Below are 22313 nucleotides of genomic sequence, written 5' to 3'. Positions count from 1 at the left end.
GCCGAGTTGCGCGTTCGGACTGTCCCCTATCGGCCACCGGTGTCACACGGCGCCGCACACGACGCACGGGACCCGGCAACCCGGGAACGAATCCCGCGACTCACCCCGTAACCAACCCCGTCACTCACCCAGCGACGAAACCCCCGGCGAGCCCGGGAACGAACCCCGAAGCCAGCCCCGCGACGAAACCGGCGACCAGTCCCGCGACGACGCCGGGGCCGGGGGAACACCTCCCCCGGCCCCGGTCACGCGTCGGCGCGCGCCCTACGCGGTGCTGCCACCGCTCTTCTGGGCGGCCTCGGCGCGGCGCTTGGTGTCCAGACGGTCCGCCAGTTCGTCGGTGACCACGAGGTCCTCGCGGATACGGCCGGTCCGGTAGCCCACCCGGGCGGCGATGTGCCCGGCCACCGGAACGGTCACCACCTGGAACAGGCCCACCAGGATCAGCGTGCCGATACTGAACGTGCCGGTCTCCTCCTGCGGGACGAGCCGCAGCGCGATCCCCACCAGCACCAACAGCAGGCCCAACACCTGCGGCTTGGCGGCGGCGTGCATACGCGAGAGCAGGTCCGGGAAGCGGATCAGGCCGACCGCCGCCACCAGGGACAGCAGCGCCCCCGCCAGGAGGCACATGATCGCGATCCAGTCCAGGACGTTGACGAGCTGGTCACTCACGGCTCTCCCCTTCCCCCGTGGTGCCCGGGTGGATGGTGTCCTCCGGGCGGGCGTGCTCCTCGGGACGACGGGCGACGAACTTGGAGATGCTGATCGACCCGACGAAGCCCAGCAGCGACAGCACCAGCAGGATCGGCAGGATCGTGGGGTCCCGGAAGAACGCCGCGTAGGCGCCCAGCCCGGTCAGCGCAGACGCCAGGAGGACGTCCACGGACAGCGCCCGGTCCAGGATGCTCGGGCCCAGCAGGAGCCGGGCGGTGCACAGCAGCGCGGCCACCCCGAGCAGGACGGCGACGATCACCCACAGCGCGCTCACGTGTTCCCCTTCCCGGCGGCCAGGGCGGCCTCCAGATCGGCGATGTTCTCACGGGTCCCGAGTCCGCGCACGATGCGCTCCTCCAGGTTGAGGATGTCCGTCTTGGCCTGCTCCGCCTCGTCCTCGCTCTCCGCGCCCAACACGTGCACGTACAGCACGTGTTCGGGCTGGGCGACCTCGACGATCACACTGCCGGGGATCACCGAGACGGTGATGGCGGTGCACACCAGCATGAGGTCGGAGTCGGTGCGCAGACGCACCGCCACCACCGAACTCTTCACCGGCGGGCCGGGCCGGAACACCTGGGTGGTCACCTGGAAGCTGGCGACGGCCATCTTCCCCAGAACGTAGAAGAACATCCGCACACCCTGTACCGGCCAGAACCGGAAGCCCGGCACGATGGGCGGCAGCGGGAAGACCATCATGATCGCCACGGACACAGTGAAGCCGAGGAGGGCGACCCCCAACGACTCCGTGCGCGGCTGGAAACCGTCGAAGAGCAGCATCCAGACCACGGTCATGCCCAGCGCGACCGGGATCTGCACCTTCCCCAACCGGTGCCGGAACGCCCGGACGCCCTGCTTCTTCCTGGCCTGCAAGTCGTTCACTGGGAACCTCCGACCCCGAGGACCGCCTCGATGTAGGGAGTCTGCGCCATCAGCTCGACCGCGGCCTCGGAGGAGTAGGCGATGAGCGGACCGGCGAACACGGTCATGGCCAACCCGAAGGCGACGAGCGCGATCGTGGCGCCGACCATGCTCTTGGGCAGGATCACCGAGGTCACCACCGGGGCGGCCGCGGTCGTGGTGTCGCTGAGCCGCGACGACGGGCCGACCGCCTCACCCGACGGGCCGAGCGCGGCCGTCGAGGTGTCGTCGGCCTCGGAGTCGTCCAGCACGGTGCCGGGCTCGGCCACCATGCCCTCGGACGGGGTCCGCCAGAACGCGTAGTTCCACACCCGGGCGATCACGTACAGCGTGAGCAGGCTGGTCAGGACCGACGCGCCCACCAGCGTGTAGGCCAGCGGGGTGCCCGCCTCCACACCGGCCTGGATCAGGCCGATCTTGCCCAGGAAGCCCGACAGCGGCGGGATGCCGCCCAGGTTCATCGCGGGGATGAAGAACAGGATCGCCAGCATCGGCGCGATCTTGGCCAGCCCGCCGAGGTGGTCGAGGGAGGTCGACCCGCCCCGGCGTTCGATCAGACCGGTGACCAGGAACAGCGTGGTCTGCACGGTGATGTGGTGCGCGATGTAGAACACCGCGCCCGCCATGCCGAGCGTGCTGCCCAGCGCCACACCGAACACCATGTACCCGATATGGCTGATCAGGGTGAACGACAGCAGACGCTTGATGTCCGTCTGCGCCACGGCGCCCAGGATGCCCATGATCATCGTGGCCAGGGCCACCCACATGAGCATCTCGTTGAGCTGCGTGCCGGGGAACATGAGCGTCTCGGCCCGGATGATCGCGTACACGCCGACCTTGGTCAACAGGCCCGCGAACACGGCCGTGACCGGTGCCGGAGCGGTCGGGTACGAGTCGGGCAGCCAGGCAGCCAGCGGGAACACCGCCGCCTTGATGCCGAAGGCCATCACCAGGATGACCTCCAGGACCAGCGCCAGCTCCGTGGAGATCTCGGGGAGGCGCTCGCCCAGCTGGGCCATGTTCACCGTGCCGGTCGCGCCGAAGATCAGCGCGATGGCGATCAGGAACAGCACCGAGGACACCAGCGAGACCACCACGTAGATGGCGCCCGCCCGCATCCGCGACTGGGTGCCGCCGAGGGTCAGCAGCACGTAGCTGGCGGTCAGCAGGATCTCGAAGCCGACGTACAGGTTGAACAGGTCACCTGCGAGGAAGGCGTTGGAGACACCGGCCACCAGGATCAGGTAGGTCGGCTGGTACACCGACAGCGGCGCGACCTCCGCCTTGCCCGCCATGCCCTGGCCGATCGAGTAGACCAGCACCGCGAGCGTGATGGCCGCCGACACCGTCACCATCAGCGCCGACAACCGGTCGGCCACCAGCGTGATGCCGATCGGCGTCTCCCAGCCGCCCACCTGCACGGCCTGGGGACCGAACATGTCGGCGCCCACCATCAGCGCGGCGCCGGTCACCAGCACCAGCGTCAGGGTGATGACGCTCAGCCACTGCTGGACGCGGGGCCAGCGGATGCCGAGGGCCAGCTTGACCCCGGCCGCGAAGAGCGGCAACACCACCGGCAGGGGAATGAGGTAGTGGAGGATTCCGGCGAAGTAGTCCCATCCCATGGTCAGTCGTTCCCTTGCAGATCGCTGTCCTCCGCGCGAGCCAGGCGTTCCCGCTCGGCGCGCATGGTCTGGCTCGCCTGGCGCCGCTGCGAACGGATACGGCGGCGCAGCTCGCGCCACAGCTCGCGTTCGGCGGCGCGGTCGGCCCGCCGGTGCTCGCGCAGTCGCTTACGGCCCAGCCGGATACGGCCGCGCAACTCCGTGACCTGGTTGACCATGCTCTGCTGACGGTCGGTCAGGCGGCGCACGGTCTCCTCGGAGTACTCGTCGCCCCGGCCGTCCTCGGCCTCGACCTCGAACCGGGCCAGCTCGGCCTGGGCCGCCGCGATCTCCGCCTTGATGCGGGCCTGCTCGGCCAGCTCCTGGGCGTCGGCCGCGGCGATGGTCGCCTGGAGCTCGGCGCGCTGGCGGCGGATGTCCGCCCGCAGCCGCCGCCGCTCCTGGAGGAACCGCTGCCGTACGGCGCGGCGGCCCTCGCCCTGGACGATCCGCAGGTCCTCGGCGTCGTCCTGGACCTCGTCGTTGCCCTCCAGCTGCCAGCTCCGATAGGCAAGGGCCAGCAGGAAGGCCGTGATGCCGAGGGTGATGACGATCGCCGTGAGGATCATCGCCTGCGGCAGCGGATCGGTCATCTCGTCGCTGGTCGGCGTGAACCACAGCACCGGCGGGCCGCCGGCCTTCCCGGCCATGGCCAGGATCATCAGGTTGACGCCGTTGCTCATGACGATGAAGCCCAACAGCACCCGGGTGAGGCTGCGCTCCAGCAGGAGCACGACACCGACCGCGACGAGGACGCCGATGACGATGACGAGGGTCAGACTGGGTGACTCGCTCACGAGGTGACCTCCTCAGCGCGGGCGGTGGTTCCGGAGTCGGAGCCCTCCTCCGTGTGCGCGGCGTCCCGTTCGATCTGTTCGTCGATGCGGGCGCCGAGGCTGCGTAGGATGTCCAGGATCAGACCGATCACCAGCAGGTACACGCCGATGTCGAAGAACAGCGACACCGTGATGTGCGGGCTGCCCAGGATTCCGAGGTTGACGTAGAAGTCGGCTCCGGCGAGCACGTCGCCGCCGAAGATCGCTCCGCCGATCGCCACACCGGTGGCGATCGCCAGACCCGCGCCGATCAGGGCGCCGGGCTGCACCCACGCCGTGGCGTACAGCTCGAACCGGCCACCGGCGAGGTAGCGGACGATGAACGCCAGACCCGCCACGATGCCACCGGCGAAACCGCCGCCGATGTCGGTGTGGCCGGTGAGCATCAGGTACAGCGAGATCGCCATGATCACCGGGAAGAGGAAGCGCGAGACCACCTCGAAGATCAGCGACCGGCGCTCAGTGGGCAGACTGTCGGCGCCCGGGAGCCAGGTCCGGTTCCACTGCGGCTTCACGTGCATGTTCGGCGGTGCGACGCGCAGGTCGCCCAGGTCGACGCGCCCGTGCCCGTTGGCGGGCTCCGGGGGCTTGGTGACCGAGAGCGCCATCACGCCGCCGGGGGCCTTGCGCGGCTGGGCCCTGCGCCGGACGAACATCAGGCTGGCGACACCGGCGGCCGCGGCGGCGAGCACCGAGATCTCACCCATGGTGTCCCAGGCGCGGACGTCGACCAGCAGCACCGAGATGATGTTGTAGCCGCCGGCCTCCTTGGCCGCCTCGGGGTACCCCTCGGAGATCGAGGGCTCCAGGCGTCCCGCCAGGGCGAACCACGTCATCGTGGCCACCATCAGACCCGTGGCCACACCGATCGTCATGTTCCAGATCCGGCGGCCCTTGAGCGCCGGGGCCGAGAAGTGCGACGGGAAGCGGCGCAGCACCAGGACGAAGACCACCAGGCTGACGGTCTCGACGAGGAACTGGGTGAGCGCGATGTCCGGGGCGCCCTGGAGGAAGTACAGCGCGGCCACGCCGTACCCGCCCATGCCGACGAGGATCACCGCGAACAGGCGGCGCCGCACGAACAGGATGAACAGGCAGGTGATGACGATGATCAGGGCCGGGATGATCTGGACCGGGGTATCCCAGAGCCGCAGCTCGGGCTGTGGCCCCGCCCAGATCCGCCCGGTGATCATCGGGATTCCGGCCGCCACGACCAGGACGATCAGGATCGTGCCGAGGTAGACCGGGAGCGAACCGCGCTGGGTGCTGCCGGTGACCTGGAGGGCGAGGTTCTCCAGCCCGGCGAGCATCCGCCGGTAGTTGCGCTCGGGGTTGACGAAGGCCAGACGGGTGCCCAGCCACGCGACCCGGTTGCGGAAGGTGAAGAGCACGAGTCCGCCGACCACGCAGATCGCGGACAGCAGGACCGGCAGCTCCCAGCCGTGCCACAGGGCCAGGTAGCTCTGGTAGCTCTCGTGCTCGCCCATCGGGACCGTGTCGGCGTAGATCGCGAAGAGCGGGTCGGCCCAGTAGGAGAGGAGACCGCCGAACAGGCTCAGCGCGGCCAGGACCACGGCCGGGGCGAGGAAGAGCGCACCGGGGGCGTGGACCGGGGTGGGCTGGACGCCCTCCTTGTCGAAGAAGGCGCCCCACAGGAAGCGGAGGCTGTAGGCGACCGTGAGGGTCGACCCCACGACCAGGCCGGTCAGGATCACGGTGTCGAGCGTGCCGCCGTGCGTGTAGGCGCCGAAGGCCAGTTCCTTGGCGGCGAAACCCGCGGTGGGCGGCAGCCCGGCCATGGAGGCCAGGGCCACGATCGAGATCCAGTAGGTGGTGGGCATGGACTGGCGCAGGCCGGACAGCTCGCGCAGGTCCCGTGTCTTCGTGCTGTGGTCGATGATGCCGACGACGAGGAACAGGGGGGCCTTGAACAGCGAGTGCGCGACCAGCATGGCCAGACCGGCCAGCGCCGCGGCGCGGGTGCCGGTCCCCAGCAGGGCGATGAGGAAGCCGAGCTGGCTGATGGTGCCGTAGGCCAGGACGAGCTTGAGGTCGTACTGGCGCAGGGCCTTCCACCCGGCGAGGACCATGGTGAGCACGCCGAAGAACAGGGCCATGCCCTGCCAGACGAGGACGTCGCCGAAGGCCGGGGTGAGGCGGGCGACCAGGTAGACGCCGGCCTTGACCATCGCCGCGGCGTGCAGGTAGCCGGAGACCGGCGTGGGAGCCTGCATGGCCGCGGGCAGCCAGAGGCTGAACGGGAACAGCGCCGACTTGGACATGGCGCCGATCATGATCAGCACCAGGGCCGAGGTGACGACCGCTCCCGCGGCGGGCGGGTCGGCGACGATCTCGGAGATCACGTAGGTCCCGGCGGTCTCGCCGAGCATGATCATGCCGACGAGCATCGCCAGACCGCCGAAGGTGGTGACGGTCAGGGCCGTCATCGCCGCCCGGCGGCTCTCCTTCATCTCGGCGTTGTGGCCGACGAGAAGGTAGGAGAAGACCGTGGTCAGCTCCCAGTAGATGAAGAGCTGGATGAGGTCGTCGGCCAGCACGAGGCCGAGCATGGCCCCGGCGAAGGCGACGAACACGCCGGCGAAACGCCCGAGACCGGGTTCGGAGTCGTTGAAGTAACGCGCGCAGTAGATCAGGATCAGCGTGCCCACGCCCGCGGCGATGAGCGTCATGACCAGGCCGAGGGCGTCCATGTGGAGGCCGAGGCGGAGCGAGAACTGCGGTGCCCACGCGACGGACTCGGAGAGGCTCTGACCGTCGAGGACGGCCGGGAGCTGGAAGAGGGCCCACACGGTGGCCAGACCCGGAACGATCGCGAGCGCGTAGAAGCCGTTACGGCCCCAGAGGCGCACCAGTAACGGTGCGACCGCAGCTGTGATGAAATGCGCGACCAGCACTGTTGTCAATGCGCCCCTCCCGGACCGGTCCGGGCCCACCCGAGGGTTCGGGCGGACGTCCGCGCCCCCGCAGCACACAACTCCGCCACAACCGGTGTGATGGGCGGGTGTCGCGACCACTATGTGGGGGCATGGATTAACTTGAACTTGCGTGCGCAAGCTATTTAATAGCTAGACTACACAAACGTCAAACCTCCGCGCGGGTCGAGGACCCGTGCCCCTGCCCACCCTGCGAGGACCGTTTCGTGCCCGACGAGACCCCTGAGCCCTGTTCTGATCAGCAGGAACACTCCGAACCCCGTGCCGCGGAACTCGAGGAGTTCCAGCGAGTGTGGACCGAGCTGATCAACGCGGCGCTGCACGCCCGCTCCCGGGGCGGGCACGGGCATCGCGGTGCAGAGGAACTCACCTTGACACAGTCCTTGCTGATGGAAGCGGTACGCGGCATGGACAACCCGAGTGTCGGTGCGGTTGCCCACATCGTCGGCGTGTCGTCGCCCTCGGCCACGCGCATGATCCAGCAGCTCGAACGCAAGGGGATGATGGCCCGGCGCCGCTCGGAACGTGACGAACGCAGCACCGTGGTCACCATCACGGAGGAGGGCGAGCGGGTCCTGGCCGAACGGCGCAAGTACATGGAGCGCAAACAGCGGCAGGTCTTCGACGCCATAAGGCCCTCCCTGCGCCCGGTCGTCCTCGACGTCCTACGCGACCTGCGCGAGGCCATAGACGACACCTGAGGGGAGTCGCCTCCGGCGGCCCTCTGCCCGTGGCAGATCTGCCCCGGGCCGAAAAGGTGGAGACCGATGCCCTCCCCGCCCCAGGCTGGGATGACCGGCCGGAGCGGACGCGTGCTCCGCCCCTCAGCGGCCGGACCGAGGAGGGCTCATGCCGACACACTCGACGCTCGTCGCGGACCACCCGCCGAGCGGGAACTTCGACGACCAACTCGCGGCACGGCTGCTGCGGAACCGGATCGTCCTGCTGGGCACCCAGGTCGACGAGGACAGCGCCAACCGCGTGTGCGCCCAGCTCCTGCTCCTGGCGGACGAGGACCCGCACCGCGACATCACCCTGGCCATCAACAGCCCCGGGGGCGTGGTCTCCGCCGGGCTCGCCATCTACGACACCATGAACTTCGTTCCCAACGACGTGTCCACCCTGGTGATGGGGTTCGCCGCGAGCATGGGGCAGTTCCTGGCCTGCACGGGGGCGCCCGGCAAGCGGTACAGCCTGCCGCACGCGCGGATCATGATGCACCAGCCGTCCGGCGGGCTCGGCGGCACCGCGGCCGACATCGCCATCCAGGCGGAGAACCTGGCGCACACCAAGCGCACGATGATCCGCCTCATCGCCCGGCACAGCGGTCAGAGCGAGGACACCATCGCCGCCGACCAGCACCGGGACGCCTGGTTCACCGCCGAGGAGGCGCGCGACTACGGGTTCGTCGACCACGTGGTCGACTCGGTCGACCAGATGGAGGGCGTCATGCGCCTGGGCCGGGGCCAGACCGGGTTCGGGGCGCGGGCGGGAGGTTCCAGATGAGCGGGCGCTACACGGTGCCGATGGTCGTCCAGCGCACCCCCAACGGTGAGCGCTCGTCCGACGTGTTCAGCAGGCTGCTGTCCGAGCGGATCATCTTCCTGGGCACACCGATCGACGACGACGTGGCCAACGTGGTCATGGCCCAGATGCTCCACCTCGACTACGAGAGCCCCGACCTCGACATCCAGCTGTACATCAACTCGCCGGGAGGGTCCAACACGGCCTTGACGGCCATCTACGACACGATGCGCTTCGTCCGGGCGGACGTGGCCACGGTCTGCATGGGGCAGGCGGCCTCCGCCGCCGCGGTGCTGTTGGCCGCCGGGGCCCCGGGCAAGCGGTCGGCCCTGGAACACGCGCGGGTCCTGCTGCACCAGCCGTCCACGGAGGGGCGGGGCGAGGCGGCCGACCTGGAGATCCAGGCCGCCGAGATCCTGCGGGTCCGGTCCCAGGTGGAGGAGATCCTGTCACGGCACACCGGCCAGACCCAGGAGCGACTGCGGGCCGACACCGACCGGGACAAGATCTTCACCGCCCACCAAGCCCAGGAGTACGGGCTGGTGGACGGGGTCGTCACCACCCGGCAGGTCGGCACCTCCGTTGCCTGAGGCGGGTCCGGCGGGTGCGTGTGGCAGGTCCGGTCCGGCGGTCCGGGAGCGGCGGAACGGGGCGGGGTCCCTGTCCGGAGGTCCGGGAGCGGCGGACCGGGTCGGGCCGAGGAACTAGACGTCCTCGGGAGCGGGCCACGCCTGTCGGATCACGGTGTCGGCGTCGGCGTGCAGCCTCTCCATGGTCGGTTGGGTGGTGGGCCCCAGATCGCCACGGCGGATGAGGGCCGCGGTGTGGTCCTCGCGCCGGGTCAACCACCTGCGGGCCTCGTCCGTGGGCAGGGGGCGATCGCGAGCGGCCAGGAGGGCGTTCCGGGCTCCCGTGGGGCCGTCCCAGTCGCCGTCGGGGGTGCGGGTGTTGGTGAACAGGACCTGGCCGGTGCGGTCCGTGACGGTGACGCGGTGGACGTGGGGGCTCTCCTCGGCCGCCTGGATGGTGTGGGGGCTCATCCGGTAGCCCAGGTCGTGGGCGGTGGCGGGGGTCCACCGGTTGGCGCCCGAGCCGGGGGAGAGGTAGCGGTTGACGGAGTCCAGTCGGCTGACGCGTTCGTTGACTCCCAGGGCGACCACGTGGACCCGGTAGCCGGATTCGGCGAACTCGCGGGCGGTGCCCATGGTCATGTCGGGGTCGCGGAAGGTTCCTTCGAGGAGGAGGCTGTATCCGTGCTGGCGGGCGTGGTCGATGCTCATCCCCACCCAGGCGCCCGACGCCTGTGCTGTGGCGTTGGGCATGGCGAGGGGGTCGTGCTCCATGAGGTCGTCGTAGTGGGGATGGAACCGGCGTAGTGCGTCCCCGGTGAGCGGGACGATCTGCGGGTGCTCACGGGCGATGTTGGCCTGGGCCCGGGACTTTCCAGCAGCGGGTTGGGCGCCCAGTAAGACGAGCTCGGGATGTTCGGTGGGCTGATGGTTGCGGAAGACGAACGGTGCCACCTCTTCCTCGAAGATGGCATGGAGCTCGTGATCCGGCACATGGAGCTCGTCATCCGGCACTCGGTGATGACTCACGTTCGCTGTCCTAGTAGGCGCTCGAGTTCGGCCTGCCACCCCTTGATGCGGGCGATGAGCGCGTCGCGGTCGTCGGGGTCGACCGCTTGCTTCTGGTCCTCGATCTCGTACATGCGCTGGCGCCACTGGCGGCCCTCGGTTTCGGTCCGGGCCGCCCGGGCCAGAGCGACGAGCTTCCCTCCGAGCCGGGTGGCGGTGTCGGCGAAGATGTCGTAGAGGACGGTCGTGGGGGAGTCGGCGTAGAAGCGTCGCTCCTCCGGAGTCAGATCGCTCATGTCTCTCTTCTCCTTCAGGGTTGCCAAACGATGTCGCCTTGAGGGTCCAGGCGGACGGAGCCCGTAACGTGCACGTCGATGGCCGCCCTCGCTGGCGCTGGTCAACGCCGACAGGTTTTCACCCGGGAGTGGTTCAGGCCGCGAGCGATACCACCGGGTTGCGGAGGTGCCGGGCGGGCGCCGCGCGGAGCGTGCCGAAGGAGGCCCCACCCAGGAGGACTCTGCCGGAGACCTCGACGGTGGAGTTGGTGACGGCCGGTGGTGGCACGGGTGCCGGGCGCTGCGTGACGGCCCCGTATCGGACGATGAGGGTGCGCCGGTGGAGTTCACCGAGGACGTCGATGATGCTCAGCCCGAGGGATCGGTAGATGGCGGCGAGTACCTCGGAGGAGGCCTCCTTGCGGCCGCGCTCGACCTCCGACAGGTAGGGCAGGGACACCTGGGCGTCCTCGGCCACCTCGCGCAGGGTGCGTCCCTGTTCCACACGGGTGCGGCGCAGAAGCTCGCCGATGAGATCGCGCATCAGGGGTTCCTCCTGGCGCGCACGGGACCGGTCGCCCTCGCGGGCCCGGTCCAGCTCGCGCAGGACCGCTTCGGACATCGGTGCCTCCCCGTGTTCGCCGTGTCCCGACCCTTCGAGCCTACGTCGCGGGAGGGGGCTGGGGGAGGGGGTCCGGTGGCCTTATGCGGACGGCAGAACCCCGGGCGAATCAGCCCAGGAGGCGTGAGGCGAGACGTCCGACGAGGTCCCGACCCGGCGTGCGCGTTCCCAGTTCGACCGGGCCCTGAGGTACCGGGGGCGGGGTCTGAGGTACCCCCGAGGACGTCTAAGGCGCCCGGCCGGTCCGGATCTACCGAACTCTGCCGATGTGCGCGCGGGGGCCTCAGCGCGAGTCTGGAGTCAGTCGGGGAGAACGCCCCGGGGACCCACCCGAAGGAGAACACCATGCACGCCGACCTGATCGCGCGGACCGCCGACCTCCACCGCGCCGAGATGGAGCGTGTCGCCCGGGACGAGCGGCTGCTCGCCCTGACGCGTGAGGGTTCCCGGAGCCTGTGGGCGCGGATTCGGACTCCGCGCCGCCACACCTCCTGAGGTCGGAACGGCCGCACCCCTCAGGGGGCGGGGCCGGGGGTGCCGTGTCGAGCGGGGTTCGACACGGCACCCGTCGTTTCCGGGGCGGGGCCCGGGACGCCACCACGGCGTCCTGGGCCCCGCTTCTGCATGGGACCTTCGTCCCGATGCGACGCCCGATGCACGTGCGAGGGATTGTGCAGAGGAATGTGAATTCGCTCGTGTTCCATTCTCGTGCACGCTCGGCGTGAATGCTAGTGGGTCTGATGTGTGTTGTACACATCGTCCTCGACTTTGATGAGTTGATTCGCATAGTCGCTGGTCATAGTGGGTCTGTTGCTGGTGTCCGAATCAATAGTCTTGGCAGTCCGTAATTGTGGATGTCATGATGGTTCGGAGCTGGGTGGTGACAGGTTGGACCTACGAATTCTGACCCCGGGCCCACAGCTGCTGGTCGCGAACCGGCCGGTGGAAACGGGTACCCCCAAGGAGAGCCTGATCCTCGCGATCCTGGCGGAGTCCGCCGGAAGGATCGTGTCCGCGTCGACTCTGATCGAGACGGTGTGGGGACGTCGCGCGCCCGCGTCCGTGCGCGGCAGCCTGCACTCCCACGTCAGCAGGGTGCGCCGCCGCCTGCGAGAGGCGGGCGCGGACGCCGAGATCGCCAGCCGCGCCCACGGCTACCAGCTCCGCATCGCGCCGGAGGACGTCGACTGGCACCGGGCGAGAGCCTGGGCCGAACGCGCCAGGCGGTGCGCACGCGAGGGCGCCCGGGCGGAGGCGGTCCTGCTCCTCGACCGGGCCCTGGGCCTCTGGTGGGGAGAACCCCTCACCGAACTCGACGGGCCCTGGGTCGAGGCGACACGGTCCCGCATGCGGGCCGATCGCGCCCGCATGCTGGTGCTGTGGGCCCAGACCCAGCTCGAGCTCGGTGCCCACGACGAGGTCCTGTCCCGGCTGGAAGAGGGCTCCAGGGAGGAGAGGTTCGTCTACCTGCGTATGCGCGCCCTGGCAGCCACGGGGCGCACCGCCGAGGGGATCGCGGAGTACAACGCGCTACGCGACCGCCGCAGGGACGAGGAGGGGGTCGAGCCCAACCAGGAGACCCGGGCGCTCTTCCAGCGACTCGTCGAGGGCGCGGACGAGCCGATCCGCATACCTCCTCCGCGCGAGGGCGAGGGGAACCCGCTCTGGAGGGACGGCCGCCCGCGGACCCACGACACCCTGCGCGCGGGCACCCCGCTGTTCGTGGGCAGGGAGAAGGAGGTCTCCCTGCTGCTGGAACGGGCCAGGGCGGGAAACGCCTCCACGATCGTCCAGGTCGTCTCGGGGATGGGCGGGGTCGGGAAGACCACCCTCGCCACACACGTGGCCCACCTGCTCCGGGACGAGTTCGACGTCCGGCTCCACATCGACCTGCGCGGGGTCACCCCTCAGCAGGCCCTCTTCAGCCTGCTGCTCATGATGGGCGTCCCGGGGGAGCGCATCCCGCGTGAACCCGAGGCGCGGCTGGCCCTCTGGCACGACCGTCTCATGGGCCGACGCGCACTGCTGGTCATGGACGACGCGAAGCGCGGACAGGTGGGCCCCCTCGTTCCCGGCACGCCCGGCAGCGTCGTGATCGTGACGAGTCGGCAGATCCTGCTGGACCTGGAGGGGGCCCAGCGGATCAGGCTGGACTCCCCGGAGCCGGAGGAGGCGGTGCGGATGTTCGCCGCCTTCACCGGTCTCGCCCCGGAGACGGAGGGGATGGACCGGGCCGTGGAGCAGATGTGGAACCTGCCCATCGCCCTGCGGGTGGGGGCCGGATACCTCCAGAGCCACACCTCGTGGACCCCGGCGTACTTCGCGGACCAGATGAACGACAGCGCGCGGGGCGCGGCCCGCACCCTGATGCGGGGGGTGTCCACCGTGTTCGCCCTCTCCTTCGACGAGCTCAGCGCCCCGGCCCAGCGGACCTTCCTGTGCCTCGGGCTCCACCCCACCTCGGTGGTGACCGACTACGCCGCCGCGGCCGCGGTCGGCTACTGGGAGGAGATGGAGTCCTCCATCGAGGAACTCCTGGACCACCACCTGGTGGAGGAGGTCAGCCCCGGCCGGTTCCGGGTGCACGACTCACTGCGGGACTTCGCCGCCCTGCGGGCCCGTGAGGTGATGTCGGACGGCGAACGCAGGGCCGTCATGGGTCGCTTCCTCGACCACTACCTGGCGGCCCTGGACCACGCGGACCGCGTGGTCCAACCCGGGCGCTACCGGCTGTGGGGCCCGCCGCCGTTCAGCACCTCCCTGCCCCGGCTCCTGGAACCGAAGCAGGCCAACGACTGGTTCACCTCCGTCTTCCCCACCGTGGAGGCGGTCCTGGACCACGCGCGGCGGAACGGGTTCGTCGAGCACGCCGCCCGCATGCCGCTGGCGATGGCCGGACTGCTGGACAACGCGGGGCCCTGGGACCGGGCGGAGCGGTTCCTGGAGGACGCGGTGGGGGCCTGGCGCGACCTGGATTCGGTGGCCGGTCTCGCGCACGCCCTGTACGAACTCGGTTGTGTGCGCAACAACCTGACCGACGCGGAGGCGGTCGACGACCTCGAAGCGGCCATCGCCTTCTGGGGCCGGGCTGGAAACGACCTGGGAGTGGCCTACGCGCGGGCACGGCTCGGAAGGCTGCGTGCTCAGGAGAGTAGTCCGGTGGAGGCGATGGGGCACTACCTGTTCTCTCTTTCGGAGTTCCGGCGCCTGGGTGATCCGTCCGGTCAGATACGGGTGCTCACTCACATCGGCAGCCTCCACAACGAGGCCGGGGACTTCGATGCCGCGCGGGCGGCCTACGCGCAGGCGTTGCCACTCTGCCGGACCCTGGGTGACCGCAGGATGGAGGCCGCCGCGCTGATGGGTGCCGCCCGGACCAGTTTCGAACCCGGCTACCACCGCAAGGCGAGGGAGTCCTGCGAACAGGCACTGGACATTTTCCGGAGCTTGGGCGACCTCTTTGGTGCCACGCAGGCTCTGCATAACCTGGGGATGATCGCCTACTACCTGGATCGTCAGGAGGAAGCCCTCGAGTACTGTCTGGCGGCCCGTGAGGGCTTTCGGTCGATGGGAGCCACCCCAGCCGAACTCAACAACGAGAGCGCACTGTGTCTGTCTCTCGTGGCGCTGGGGAGGGCAGGCGAGGCGGAGCGGATTCTGGAGAGTGCCTTGCACCGGCTGAGGACCTTGGGTATTGCCAGCCTCGTTCCCCAGATACTCAATGTGTTGGGCGATGCTCTCGTTGCCCAGGGGCGTCTGTCGTCAGCCCGGATGCGCTATCAGGCGGCGAGGGAGGAAGCGCGGGCCACGGCGTCGCCTCTGGACGAGGGGCTGGCGTGGAACCGTCTGGGTGACCTACGCCGTCTGGAGGGTGACGAGGAGACGGCTAGGACCTACTGGAGACACGCGATCCAGCTGCTCGAGCCGCTGCGAACACGCCATCTACCTCCTATTATTCTCAAACTCGAAGCAAGCACCAGCTTTGGCATGCCCGGTGTCTGATGCAATGATTTCAGATTAGTCCGTTATTTGCGCACATCTTCCACGTCAGATCGGTATTGTTCCGGTTGTCATGCGGTCGCAGAGACTCTGCGGCCTCTTTTTTGCGGCCAAAAATCCTGTTGGCTGCCTTCGTGAAGATGGGACTCTCGTTCGTGTCCGTAGCGGTTGCCTTGGTTGGTCGTGTTGTTCGCTCCTTCGCCCTGGACAGCAAGTGGGGTGACGTCAGGAGTCAGGAGTTGACCGCGTTGGTCGCGCGAACGACTCTTGAGGGGTGCGTAAGAACGGCGCAAGGTCTCGCAAGAATATAGAAAGCGGACATCAAGCATTCGACCAGGCATCTGGCTCATTGTTGGTTCCGTCAAGACAAAAAATGTCTAAAGGAGCGAAATGAGCAGATCCTGGGTGCGGGGTGACACGGGGCCGGTCTACCCGCTGACCGTGCGTCCCGCGCGAGTGGTCCTGGCCGTGGTACACAGTCAGGCGAGCGGGGACAGACTCCTCGACTTTCTGGGGCCCCTGGTGGAAACCGACCGCCGGATACAGGTGGTCTGGACGCTCGCGCCCGGCTCGCAGTTCGAGTCGAGCGGTCGAGCGTTCATGCGGAGGTTGGACGCGGCCGTCCTGCCCTGGGAGGAGGCCGCGTCCTTCGACTACGCTCTCGCGGTCGCAGCCAACCATGGCCAGTTGGAGCAGGTCAGGGCTCCGGTGTTGGTGCTGCCGCACGGCACCGGGTTCTCCCGGCACCCGGAGCGCGGAAACGGCTACGGTCCCGAGGTGGCTCGGCCCGTGGGCGGAGCCGTCGCCGGTGCTCTCTCCAAGTACGGGCGTCTGGTCGTGTCCGCGATCGCCATCGCCCACCGGGACCAGAGAGCGAGGTTGGTCGCCGCCCTCCCCGAGACAGCGGAGATCGTCCACGAGGTCGGCGACCCCTGTTACGACCGGGCGCTGTCCGCACGTCCCGAGCGGGAGTCGTTCCGGCGTGCCCTGGGGGTCGGGGCGGATCAGCGCCTGGTGGTGGTCACCAGCACCTGGGGGTCCTCGGGGGTGCTGGGCAGGAACCTCGACCTCGTGGACGAGTTGGTGGCCGGGACCCCGCGCGGGTACGTCACCGCCCTGATCCTGCACCCCGGCATCTGGTGGGGGCACGGCCCCCGCCAGGTGCTCGGCTGGCTCGCCGGGGCGCGGCGCCGGGGACTGCGCGTCCTCGCGCCCGGGTCGCCCTGGCTCGGCCTCCTGGTCGCCGCTGACTCTGTCGTGGGCGACCCCGGATCGGTCACCGCGTACGCGACCGGGCTGGGCGCCTCGCCGCTCCTCGCCGGGGGCGTCTCCGTGATCGCTCCCGGCTCGACCCCGGAACTCCTCCACCGGCTGGCCCCGCACTACCGGGACGACGTGCCGGTCTGGAGGCAGATCGAGGAGGCCGGCGAGCGGTGGCGGCCGGAGGACGCCGAGAGGGTCCACGCGCGGCTGACCTCCGTCCCCGGGCGCTCGGCCGAGCTTCTGCGGCGCCTCATGTACGGCATGATGCGCCTGCCGGAGCCCGTGGGGCCCGCCCGTCTCGACCCGCTGCGGTGCCCCGAGTTCGTGACCGACCGTCCCCGATGGGGTCGGAGCGAAGAGAGGAGGGCGGCGTGAGTACCGGACGTGGCCGGGTTCGCCGGTGTCGTGTGAGCCTGGTGCGGGAGGGCGGCGGTCAGCGGCGGCTCGGCGCGCACCTGGCCGTCCCGCTGGTGCCGGGAGTTCCCACCCGTTGGCTGCACGCCGCCGACGTCGTCGTGATCGTCGCCGGAGGCGGAGGCGGGGGAGGCGGAACCCTCGCGGGCGTCCGAGAGACCGGGCACGCCTTCGACCCGCTGGCCTCGCTGCCCGGCTCACGGGCCGCCGTCGACCTCGGGGAGGAATCGGCCGTGTACCTGCGCGGCGTCCCGGGACCGCTTCGGCTCCCGGACCGGCCCTCCGCGGAGGCGGTCGCCGCGCTGGCCTGCTCCTGGCCGAAGGAGTGGGGCGGTCGCGACGCCGTCGTCGCGGCCGTCCGAGCGGGCACGGTCGACTTGCTCACGCGTACGGAGGCCGGTCCAGTCTCGACCGTGTCCGTGCGGCTAGGGGGGACGACAGCTCGGTGTAGATGGTCAGCGCTTCGCTGAGCCGTTCGCGGGCCTCGTCGAGCCGTCCTCCGGTCTCGGCGAGGTCGGCGAGCACGACCAGGGCCCCGGCGCTCTCCGCCCTCGCCCCGATCCGGTCACTGAGGCGCAGGACCTCCTCCAACACCTGACGTGTCCGCACGGGTTCGGCCGCCGCCGCGTGGGTGGCGGCCAGCCCGTTCAGGACCACGGCCCTGACGTAGGGTTCCTCGGTCTCGGTGAAGAAGTCGAGCGCGCCCTCGAAGTAGACCACCGCGCTGCTGTGGTCCCGTAGGTCCCGGCTGACCTCGCCGAGTCTGCGCAGCATCAGCGCGATGCCCCGGTTCCTGCCGAGCCTGGTGTGGATGGCGAGGGCGCTCTCGAAGTGGCCGCGGGCGTCGGCGGGCCTCCCGCGGGCGAGTTCGCACACACCGAGGCCCTCCAACGACGCGGCCTCCCCGAGGGAGTGGCCGACCGTCCGCCACAGTTCCAGGGCCTGGCGCTGGAGATCTTTGGCCTGGTCCGGTTCCTGCGCATGGAGGTGCTGGATCGCCCGTATGGAGAGCGTTCTGGCCTGCGCCCGCGGGTCGCCGAGGGAGCGGGCCGAGGCCAGCCCGGCCTGGGCGACCTCCCGCCACACGAGCAGGTGTTTGCGGAGGACGAAGAAGCTGAACAGCGCCTCGCACAGTTGCCAGCACATGGCGTGTCTGCCGGTCGCCGCGCAGAACCGCACGGTGGCCCGCAGCACCTCCAGTTCGGATTCCAGCCACCCCAGGGCCGCCTCCCGGGACGCGAACGCGCGTTCTGGCGCCCGGTCGAAGACGGGGGCCAGGTGCCAGCGGTCGGGGTTCAGGGCGCGGTCGGCCGCCGCGGTGGTGGTCAGGTAGTACTCCAGCAGCCGGTCCAGGGCGGCGGTGGACGCGGTGCGCGACTCGTCCTCTTCCGCCTCCGCCAGGGCGCGGGCGTGCAGGCGGACCAGGTCGTGCTGGCTGAACCGCCCACCCGTGGTCTCCTCCAGCAGGTTGGCGGTGACCAGCTCGACGAGCAGGTCCTCGGCCTCGGCGGCGTCGCGGTCGAGCAGAGCGGCGGCGGCCTCGGCGGTGACGTCCCGCCCAGGGGCCAGGCCGAGCAGACGGTACAGGCGGCGTGCGGGTTCGGGTAACGGTTCGTACGAGGTGGTGAGGACCGTGTTCACGGACTGCTCCCTGTCGTGGCTGAGCTCGGCCAGGCGCCGCTTCTCGCCGTTGAGGCGGGTCACCAGGCGGCTCAGGGGCTGGTGGGGGCGGAGCGCCAGACCGCTGACGGCGGCGCGCAACGCGAGCGGGAGGCGCCCGCACAGGGACACCAGCTGTCGGGCGGACGCGGGCTCGGAACGCGCGCGGTCGTCGCCGAGCATGCGGGAGACCAGGTCGACGGCGGCGTCCTGGCCCAGGGGCCGCACGTCCAGGAGGGTCGCCCCGTCCAGTCCGAGGCCGGGCATCCGCAGCCGGGTGGTCACGATGACCAGGTGCGCCCCCTGTCCGGGAGTGAGGGCGCGGACCTGTGCCTCCGACAGCGCGTTGTCGAGCAGGACCGCGATCCGCCGCCCGTGGGTGTGGCTGCGGAAGGCGGCCGCGCGTGCGGAGAACTCCTGGGGGATCGTGGCGGGGTCGGCGCCCAGGGCCCGGAGGAAGGCGTCCAGGACGTCGGAGGGGTCGGCCGGTCCCTCCTCGGTGAACCCGAGCAGGTCGGCATAGAGCGCGCCGTCGGGGAAGGCGGGGCTGGTCTGGTCGAGGAAGCGCGTGGCGAGGGCGGTCTTGCCCACCCCGCCGGTCCCGGTGAGCACGGCGGTCCGACCGCCGCTGCCTGCGGCGACCTCCCCGAGGAGCTCCTCCAGGCTCCGGAACTCGGCCTCGCGGTCGGTGAACAGCCGGGGAGGGGCCGGAAGCTGCCGGGGCACGGGTGTGCGCGGCTCGCCGGGCAGGGTGACCGAACCCCGCACGGTGCCGACCTGTACCACCGTGCCGCTCACGCGGTCGGCGGACGACACCGTGGGAGCGGTCCGTTCCATCCGTGGGCCTTCATCGTCAGGAGGGGGCATGCGAGGGCTTCTCTCGACGTCGACAGACGGAGTCCTGCCCTCTGCCGATCGTTGTATTCCCGACAGTCCAGGCCGTACGTGCTCCTGCGCGTGAAGACGGCCGTGAAATGTGCGAAGAACGCAAATCGTGGCAAAACCTCTGTCGGGGTCCGTGTTACCAAGCTCCCACCGGGAACAGGGAGAACGCGTCTAAATGGGGAGGCCTCGTGGAGATCACTGGAATCATCACCGCGATCATTGTTGGTCTGATCATCGGTGCGCTCGGACGTCTCGTTGTTCCCGGTAAGCAGCACCTGCCCATCTGGTTGACCCTCCTGTTGGGTATCGTCGCCGCCTTCGTCGGAGGCTGGATCGCGAGCCTCTTCACCGGGTTCTGGTTGTTCGTGCTGATCGTTCAGGTACTGGTCGCCGCGGTCATCGTGTACCTCGCGGACGGCATGTACTCCAAGAACGCCAGTACGGCCTGACCCGACGTCCGACGCCTCACTCCCAGGCCACCGGGCCCGTCCCGGTGGCCTCGGCCGTGCGCACCGCACGGCCGGAGTCGGCCGAGGACTCCGCCGCCGCGAGGACGGCCACCACCTCCCGGCCGAACCGCACGTCGCAGGGGTCCCCGGGGCCGTCCGCGATCTGCGCCAGCAGGCGGTCGACCGCCGAACCGTAGGCCTCGACCGCGCTCCGGTCGCCGCCCGGGACCGACCGCCACCCGTGTTCGCCGTACAGGTCCACCGAGAACGCCCCCGACTCCGGAGCGGCGTCCAGGGTCACCGAGAGGGAGCCGACCGCGCCGTCCCGGTGCCGGGTGAGCACGTGCACGCTGTCCCGTGGGCCCCTGACCGCCGTGACCTCTTCGACCGGCCCCAGGACGGGCAGGACCACCGAGAGCACGTGCGGGCCCACGTCCCACAGCCCGCCCCGTTCCCGACGCCAGGGGGAGGCTCCGTAGGGGTTGCCCGGCTGGAAGATCGACGCGAACAGGGTCGCGCGCACCCCGTCCCAGCCGCCGTCGTCGGCGGCCCGGCGGAGGAAGTCGTTCACGGACTCCGAGAACCGGCTGGTGAAGAAGACGACGGAGGCCAGGCCTCGGTCACGGGTCTCGGTGACGATCGCGTCGGCCGCCTCGACGGTCAGGGCGAGCGGTTTGTCCAGTAGCAGGTGCCTACCCGCGCGGGCCGCGCGCAGGGCGAGGTCGCCCTGGACGTCCGGCGGGAGGGCGATCGCGACGGCGTCGACGTCGGCGAGCAGTGCGTCCACGTCCGCGTAAGGCCTGGTGCCGAGGACGCGGGCCAGCTCCTCGGCCTTGGCGGTGTCACGCCCCCACACCCCGGCCAGGGTGGCGCCGGGGTGAGCGGCCAGCGCCGCACCATGGGTCTCGGCCGCCCAGAACCCCGTACCGAACAGTCCGAACCGCACTCCCATGAGGCCTCCGTGCCAGTCGTGCCGCCTCCCGGTGGTCCGGTGCGGGCTTCCGTCCCAGCAACCCTGACCCAGGGGCGCGGGCGCGGCAAGCCCCCGGCCCCTCGTCGTCGCCGGGGACGGGCGCTCCCGCGATCACCGGATCGGTCGACGTGGCCAGGTCCGGACGCGGGCCGCGACGGGCCCCTTCGTCGTCGCCGCAGGTGAGGCGGGCTTTCCTCTGGGGAGGGCGGCGTCGGGCGGGCCCCGTGGAGCCGTGAAACTCCTGGTGGATTCCTCCGGTCTCGACCATCATGGGCACTCGTGAGCACTGGGCGGGTTCGATCAGCGCGGGCACCGGCGGCGTAGCGTCCACCGGGTCGGAGAACGTACGCGAGGGCGCGGCGCGGGCCCCGACCGGTGCGCGTGTTCGCCATGAAGGGGGCCAACCCGTGGACACCGACCAGATGAAGGACACTCCTGACAACGCCGGTCCGCTCCTGCGCGGCTTCGTGGGGCCGCAGGACGCCAGTGCGTGGATGCGCACCCACATGCCCGCCCTGTGGTCCCGTGCCCGTGACGCCGGGTACGGGGTCGGGCCGATCCCGCGCGTCGCCGCGGGCCCCGGCGCCGGCACCGGGCACGGTTCCCGCGAACTCCTCGAAGCGGGGCTGAGCGCGGCGCGGGCGCTCGGCGACACCGGCCTGGAGGCGTGGCTGCACCACCTCCTGGGGCTGGCCCTGCTCGACACGGGCGACCTGGTGGGGGCGGACGCGGAGTTCGTCGCCTCCCTCATGCTGGCGGAGGCCGACGGCGACGACCGGGCCAGGGCCGCCTCCCTCGAGGGCCGGGGCGTGGTCGCCCAGCGGGACCGGCGCGACCAGGAGGCTCTGGACCTGTTCGACCTGGTGGAACCGTTGCGGGGTACGGACGACCTTCCTCACGGCGCGGCCGTGCTGGACCTCCTGCGCGGCCGGTCCCTGGTGACGCTGGGCCGTTTCGACCACGCCCTCGAGCGGCTGGACGCGGCGCTGGAGGTGTTCACGGCGCCGGAGAGCGGCGGGGAGGAGGCCGAGGTCAACGTGGCCCGGGTCCGGTTGGAGCGGGGGCGCGCGCTCAACGGCAAGCGCCGTGGCGAGGAGGCCCGGGGCGAGCTGGAGCTCTCCCTGGCCGGGTTCGAGTCGCGGGGCCACACCGTGCAGGTGGCGCGTGTCCGGGAGGTGCTGGCGGGGGTGACCCAGCTGGCGGGGGAACGGAACTGGAGGGACCACCTGGTGGAGGCCGAGCGCCTGTACCGCGAGGTCGGCAGGGAGGTCGACGCCGCCCGACTCAGGTCGTACCTGGTCTAGGGCGTGTTCCGCGGATCATTCCGGGCTCGCGACCACCAGGCTGCCTCTCGCCGCGCCGACTTCGCTCGGACAGCCAAACCCGGGCTGACCTTCGCTCCTCGTCTTGCGAGAGATTGCCTGGAGGCCGCTCGCGTCGATCGGCGCAAGCGCCGAACCAACCGAAAGCATCCACGGAACACGCCCTAGTGTTCTGAGTCGTTAATTCGATGAAGATATGCGGCGATGGTCTCGAAGATCTCCTCGGCCGTCTTGGTCCATACGAACGGCCGAGGATCGT

Annotated in this window: 20 protein-coding genes; 9 read left to right on the top strand and 11 right to left on the bottom strand. The window is 70.3% G+C overall.

Annotated features, from left to right (window positions below; translation table 11 throughout):
* Positions 1 to 264: 264 nt before the first annotated feature.
* From mnhG to ABZ635_RS06690, 6 genes are read right to left on the bottom strand one after another with little or no spacing between them, the layout of a single operon-like run.
* Positions 265 to 675, bottom strand: coding sequence for a monovalent cation/H(+) antiporter subunit G (gene mnhG / locus ABZ635_RS06715; RefSeq protein WP_357760007.1), 411 nt, complete (start codon positions 673 to 675; stop codon positions 265 to 267).
* The gene (locus ABZ635_RS06710; RefSeq protein WP_357760004.1) at positions 668 to 991 is read right to left on the bottom strand and encodes a monovalent cation/H+ antiporter complex subunit F; all 324 of its coding nucleotides are present in this window, start codon (positions 989 to 991) and stop codon (positions 668 to 670) included. Before ABZ635_RS06710 ends, mnhG begins: the two co-directional genes overlap by 8 nt.
* Positions 988 to 1599, bottom strand: coding sequence for a Na+/H+ antiporter subunit E (locus ABZ635_RS06705; protein ID WP_357760001.1), 612 nt, complete (start codon positions 1597 to 1599; stop codon positions 988 to 990). Before ABZ635_RS06705 ends, ABZ635_RS06710 begins: the two co-directional genes overlap by 4 nt.
* Entirely contained in the window at positions 1596 to 3263 is a 1668-nt protein-coding gene (locus ABZ635_RS06700; RefSeq protein WP_357759998.1) for a Na+/H+ antiporter subunit D, read from the bottom strand. The genes ABZ635_RS06705 and ABZ635_RS06700 overlap by 4 nt, the downstream gene beginning before the upstream one ends.
* Before the next feature lie 2 nt (positions 3264 to 3265).
* On the bottom strand, positions 3266 to 4099 hold the full coding sequence (locus ABZ635_RS06695; protein ID WP_357759995.1) for a Na(+)/H(+) antiporter subunit C: 834 nt from the start codon (positions 4097 to 4099) through the stop codon (positions 3266 to 3268).
* Positions 4096 to 7053, bottom strand: a complete 2958-nt coding sequence (locus tag ABZ635_RS06690; protein ID WP_357760405.1) for a Na+/H+ antiporter subunit A — start codon at positions 7051 to 7053, stop codon at positions 4096 to 4098. Before ABZ635_RS06690 ends, ABZ635_RS06695 begins: the two co-directional genes overlap by 4 nt.
* 245 nt (positions 7054 to 7298) lie before the next feature.
* Between ABZ635_RS06690 and ABZ635_RS06685 the strand changes: the two genes are divergently transcribed.
* The 3 genes from ABZ635_RS06685 to ABZ635_RS06675 all read left to right on the top strand — a co-directional run bounded on the left by ABZ635_RS06685 (position 7299) and on the right by ABZ635_RS06675 (position 9206).
* Positions 7299 to 7793, top strand: a complete 495-nt coding sequence (locus ABZ635_RS06685; protein ID WP_357759992.1) for a MarR family winged helix-turn-helix transcriptional regulator — start codon at positions 7299 to 7301, stop codon at positions 7791 to 7793.
* 148 nt (positions 7794 to 7941) lie between these two features.
* Positions 7942 to 8598 carry an ATP-dependent Clp protease proteolytic subunit gene (locus ABZ635_RS06680; RefSeq protein WP_357759990.1) on the top strand — a complete coding sequence of 219 codons (657 nt, stop codon included), beginning with the start codon at positions 7942 to 7944 and terminating at the stop codon, positions 8596 to 8598.
* Positions 8595 to 9206, top strand: coding sequence for an ATP-dependent Clp protease proteolytic subunit (locus tag ABZ635_RS06675; protein ID WP_357759987.1), 612 nt, complete (start codon positions 8595 to 8597; stop codon positions 9204 to 9206). Before ABZ635_RS06680 ends, ABZ635_RS06675 begins: the two co-directional genes overlap by 4 nt.
* A 114-nt stretch (positions 9207 to 9320) precedes the next feature.
* Here ABZ635_RS06675 and ABZ635_RS06670 read toward each other — a convergent pair whose 3' ends face one another.
* From ABZ635_RS06670 to ABZ635_RS06660, 3 genes are all read right to left on the bottom strand, one after another.
* Entirely contained in the window at positions 9321 to 10214 is an 894-nt protein-coding gene (locus tag ABZ635_RS06670) for a zeta toxin family protein (protein WP_357759984.1), read from the bottom strand.
* Positions 10211 to 10489 (bottom strand): hypothetical protein, encoded by a 279-nt coding sequence (locus ABZ635_RS06665; RefSeq protein ID WP_357759981.1) that lies wholly within the window; start codon positions 10487 to 10489, stop codon positions 10211 to 10213. Before ABZ635_RS06665 ends, ABZ635_RS06670 begins: the two co-directional genes overlap by 4 nt.
* Positions 10490 to 10622: 133 nt before the next feature.
* Positions 10623 to 11090, bottom strand: a complete 468-nt coding sequence (locus tag ABZ635_RS06660) for a helix-turn-helix transcriptional regulator (RefSeq protein WP_357759979.1) — start codon at positions 11088 to 11090, stop codon at positions 10623 to 10625.
* Positions 11091 to 11435: 345 nt separating this feature from the next.
* Here ABZ635_RS06660 and ABZ635_RS06655 point away from each other — a divergent pair, with 345 nt between their 5' ends.
* From ABZ635_RS06655 to ABZ635_RS06640, 4 genes are all read left to right on the top strand, one after another.
* Entirely contained in the window at positions 11436 to 11585 is a 150-nt protein-coding gene (locus ABZ635_RS06655; protein ID WP_357759976.1) for a hypothetical protein, read from the top strand.
* Positions 11586 to 11978: 393 nt separating this feature from the next.
* A complete protein-coding gene (locus ABZ635_RS06650) occupies positions 11979 to 15092 on the top strand; it encodes a BTAD domain-containing putative transcriptional regulator (RefSeq protein ID WP_357759973.1) in 3114 nt (1037 codons plus the stop codon).
* A gap of 387 nt (positions 15093 to 15479) precedes the next feature.
* Positions 15480 to 16727, top strand: a complete 1248-nt coding sequence (locus ABZ635_RS06645) for a hypothetical protein (protein ID WP_357759970.1) — start codon at positions 15480 to 15482, stop codon at positions 16725 to 16727.
* Positions 16724 to 17236 carry a hypothetical protein gene (locus ABZ635_RS06640; RefSeq protein WP_357759967.1) on the top strand — a complete coding sequence of 171 codons (513 nt, stop codon included), beginning with the start codon at positions 16724 to 16726 and terminating at the stop codon, positions 17234 to 17236. The genes ABZ635_RS06645 and ABZ635_RS06640 overlap by 4 nt, the downstream gene beginning before the upstream one ends.
* Here ABZ635_RS06640 and ABZ635_RS06635 read toward each other — a convergent pair.
* Complete coding sequence (locus tag ABZ635_RS06635) at positions 17148 to 19262, bottom strand: tetratricopeptide repeat protein (protein ID WP_357759963.1); 2115 nt, start codon at positions 19260 to 19262, stop codon at positions 17148 to 17150. The genes ABZ635_RS06640 and ABZ635_RS06635 overlap by 89 nt on opposite strands.
* Positions 19263 to 19498: 236 nt before the next feature.
* Between ABZ635_RS06635 and ABZ635_RS06630 the strand changes: the two genes are divergently transcribed.
* Positions 19499 to 19759, top strand: coding sequence for a GlsB/YeaQ/YmgE family stress response membrane protein (locus ABZ635_RS06630; RefSeq protein ID WP_357759960.1), 261 nt, complete (start codon positions 19499 to 19501; stop codon positions 19757 to 19759).
* 16 nt (positions 19760 to 19775) lie between these two features.
* Here the strand turns inward: ABZ635_RS06630 and ABZ635_RS06625 are convergent, their stop codons facing one another.
* The gene (locus tag ABZ635_RS06625; protein ID WP_357759957.1) at positions 19776 to 20711 is read right to left on the bottom strand and encodes a Gfo/Idh/MocA family oxidoreductase; all 936 of its coding nucleotides are present in this window, start codon (positions 20709 to 20711) and stop codon (positions 19776 to 19778) included.
* Positions 20712 to 21139: 428 nt separating this feature from the next.
* Here ABZ635_RS06625 and ABZ635_RS06620 point away from each other — a divergent pair, with 428 nt between their 5' ends.
* On the top strand, positions 21140 to 22036 hold the full coding sequence (locus ABZ635_RS06620; protein WP_357759955.1) for a hypothetical protein: 897 nt from the start codon (positions 21140 to 21142) through the stop codon (positions 22034 to 22036).
* Positions 22037 to 22313: the final 277 nt, after the last annotated feature.

This window comes from Nocardiopsis sp. NPDC007018, assembly GCF_040635075.1.
Lineage (GTDB): Bacteria > Actinomycetota > Actinomycetes > Streptosporangiales > Streptosporangiaceae > Nocardiopsis.
This window is presented reverse-complemented; position numbering and strand designations above follow the sequence as displayed.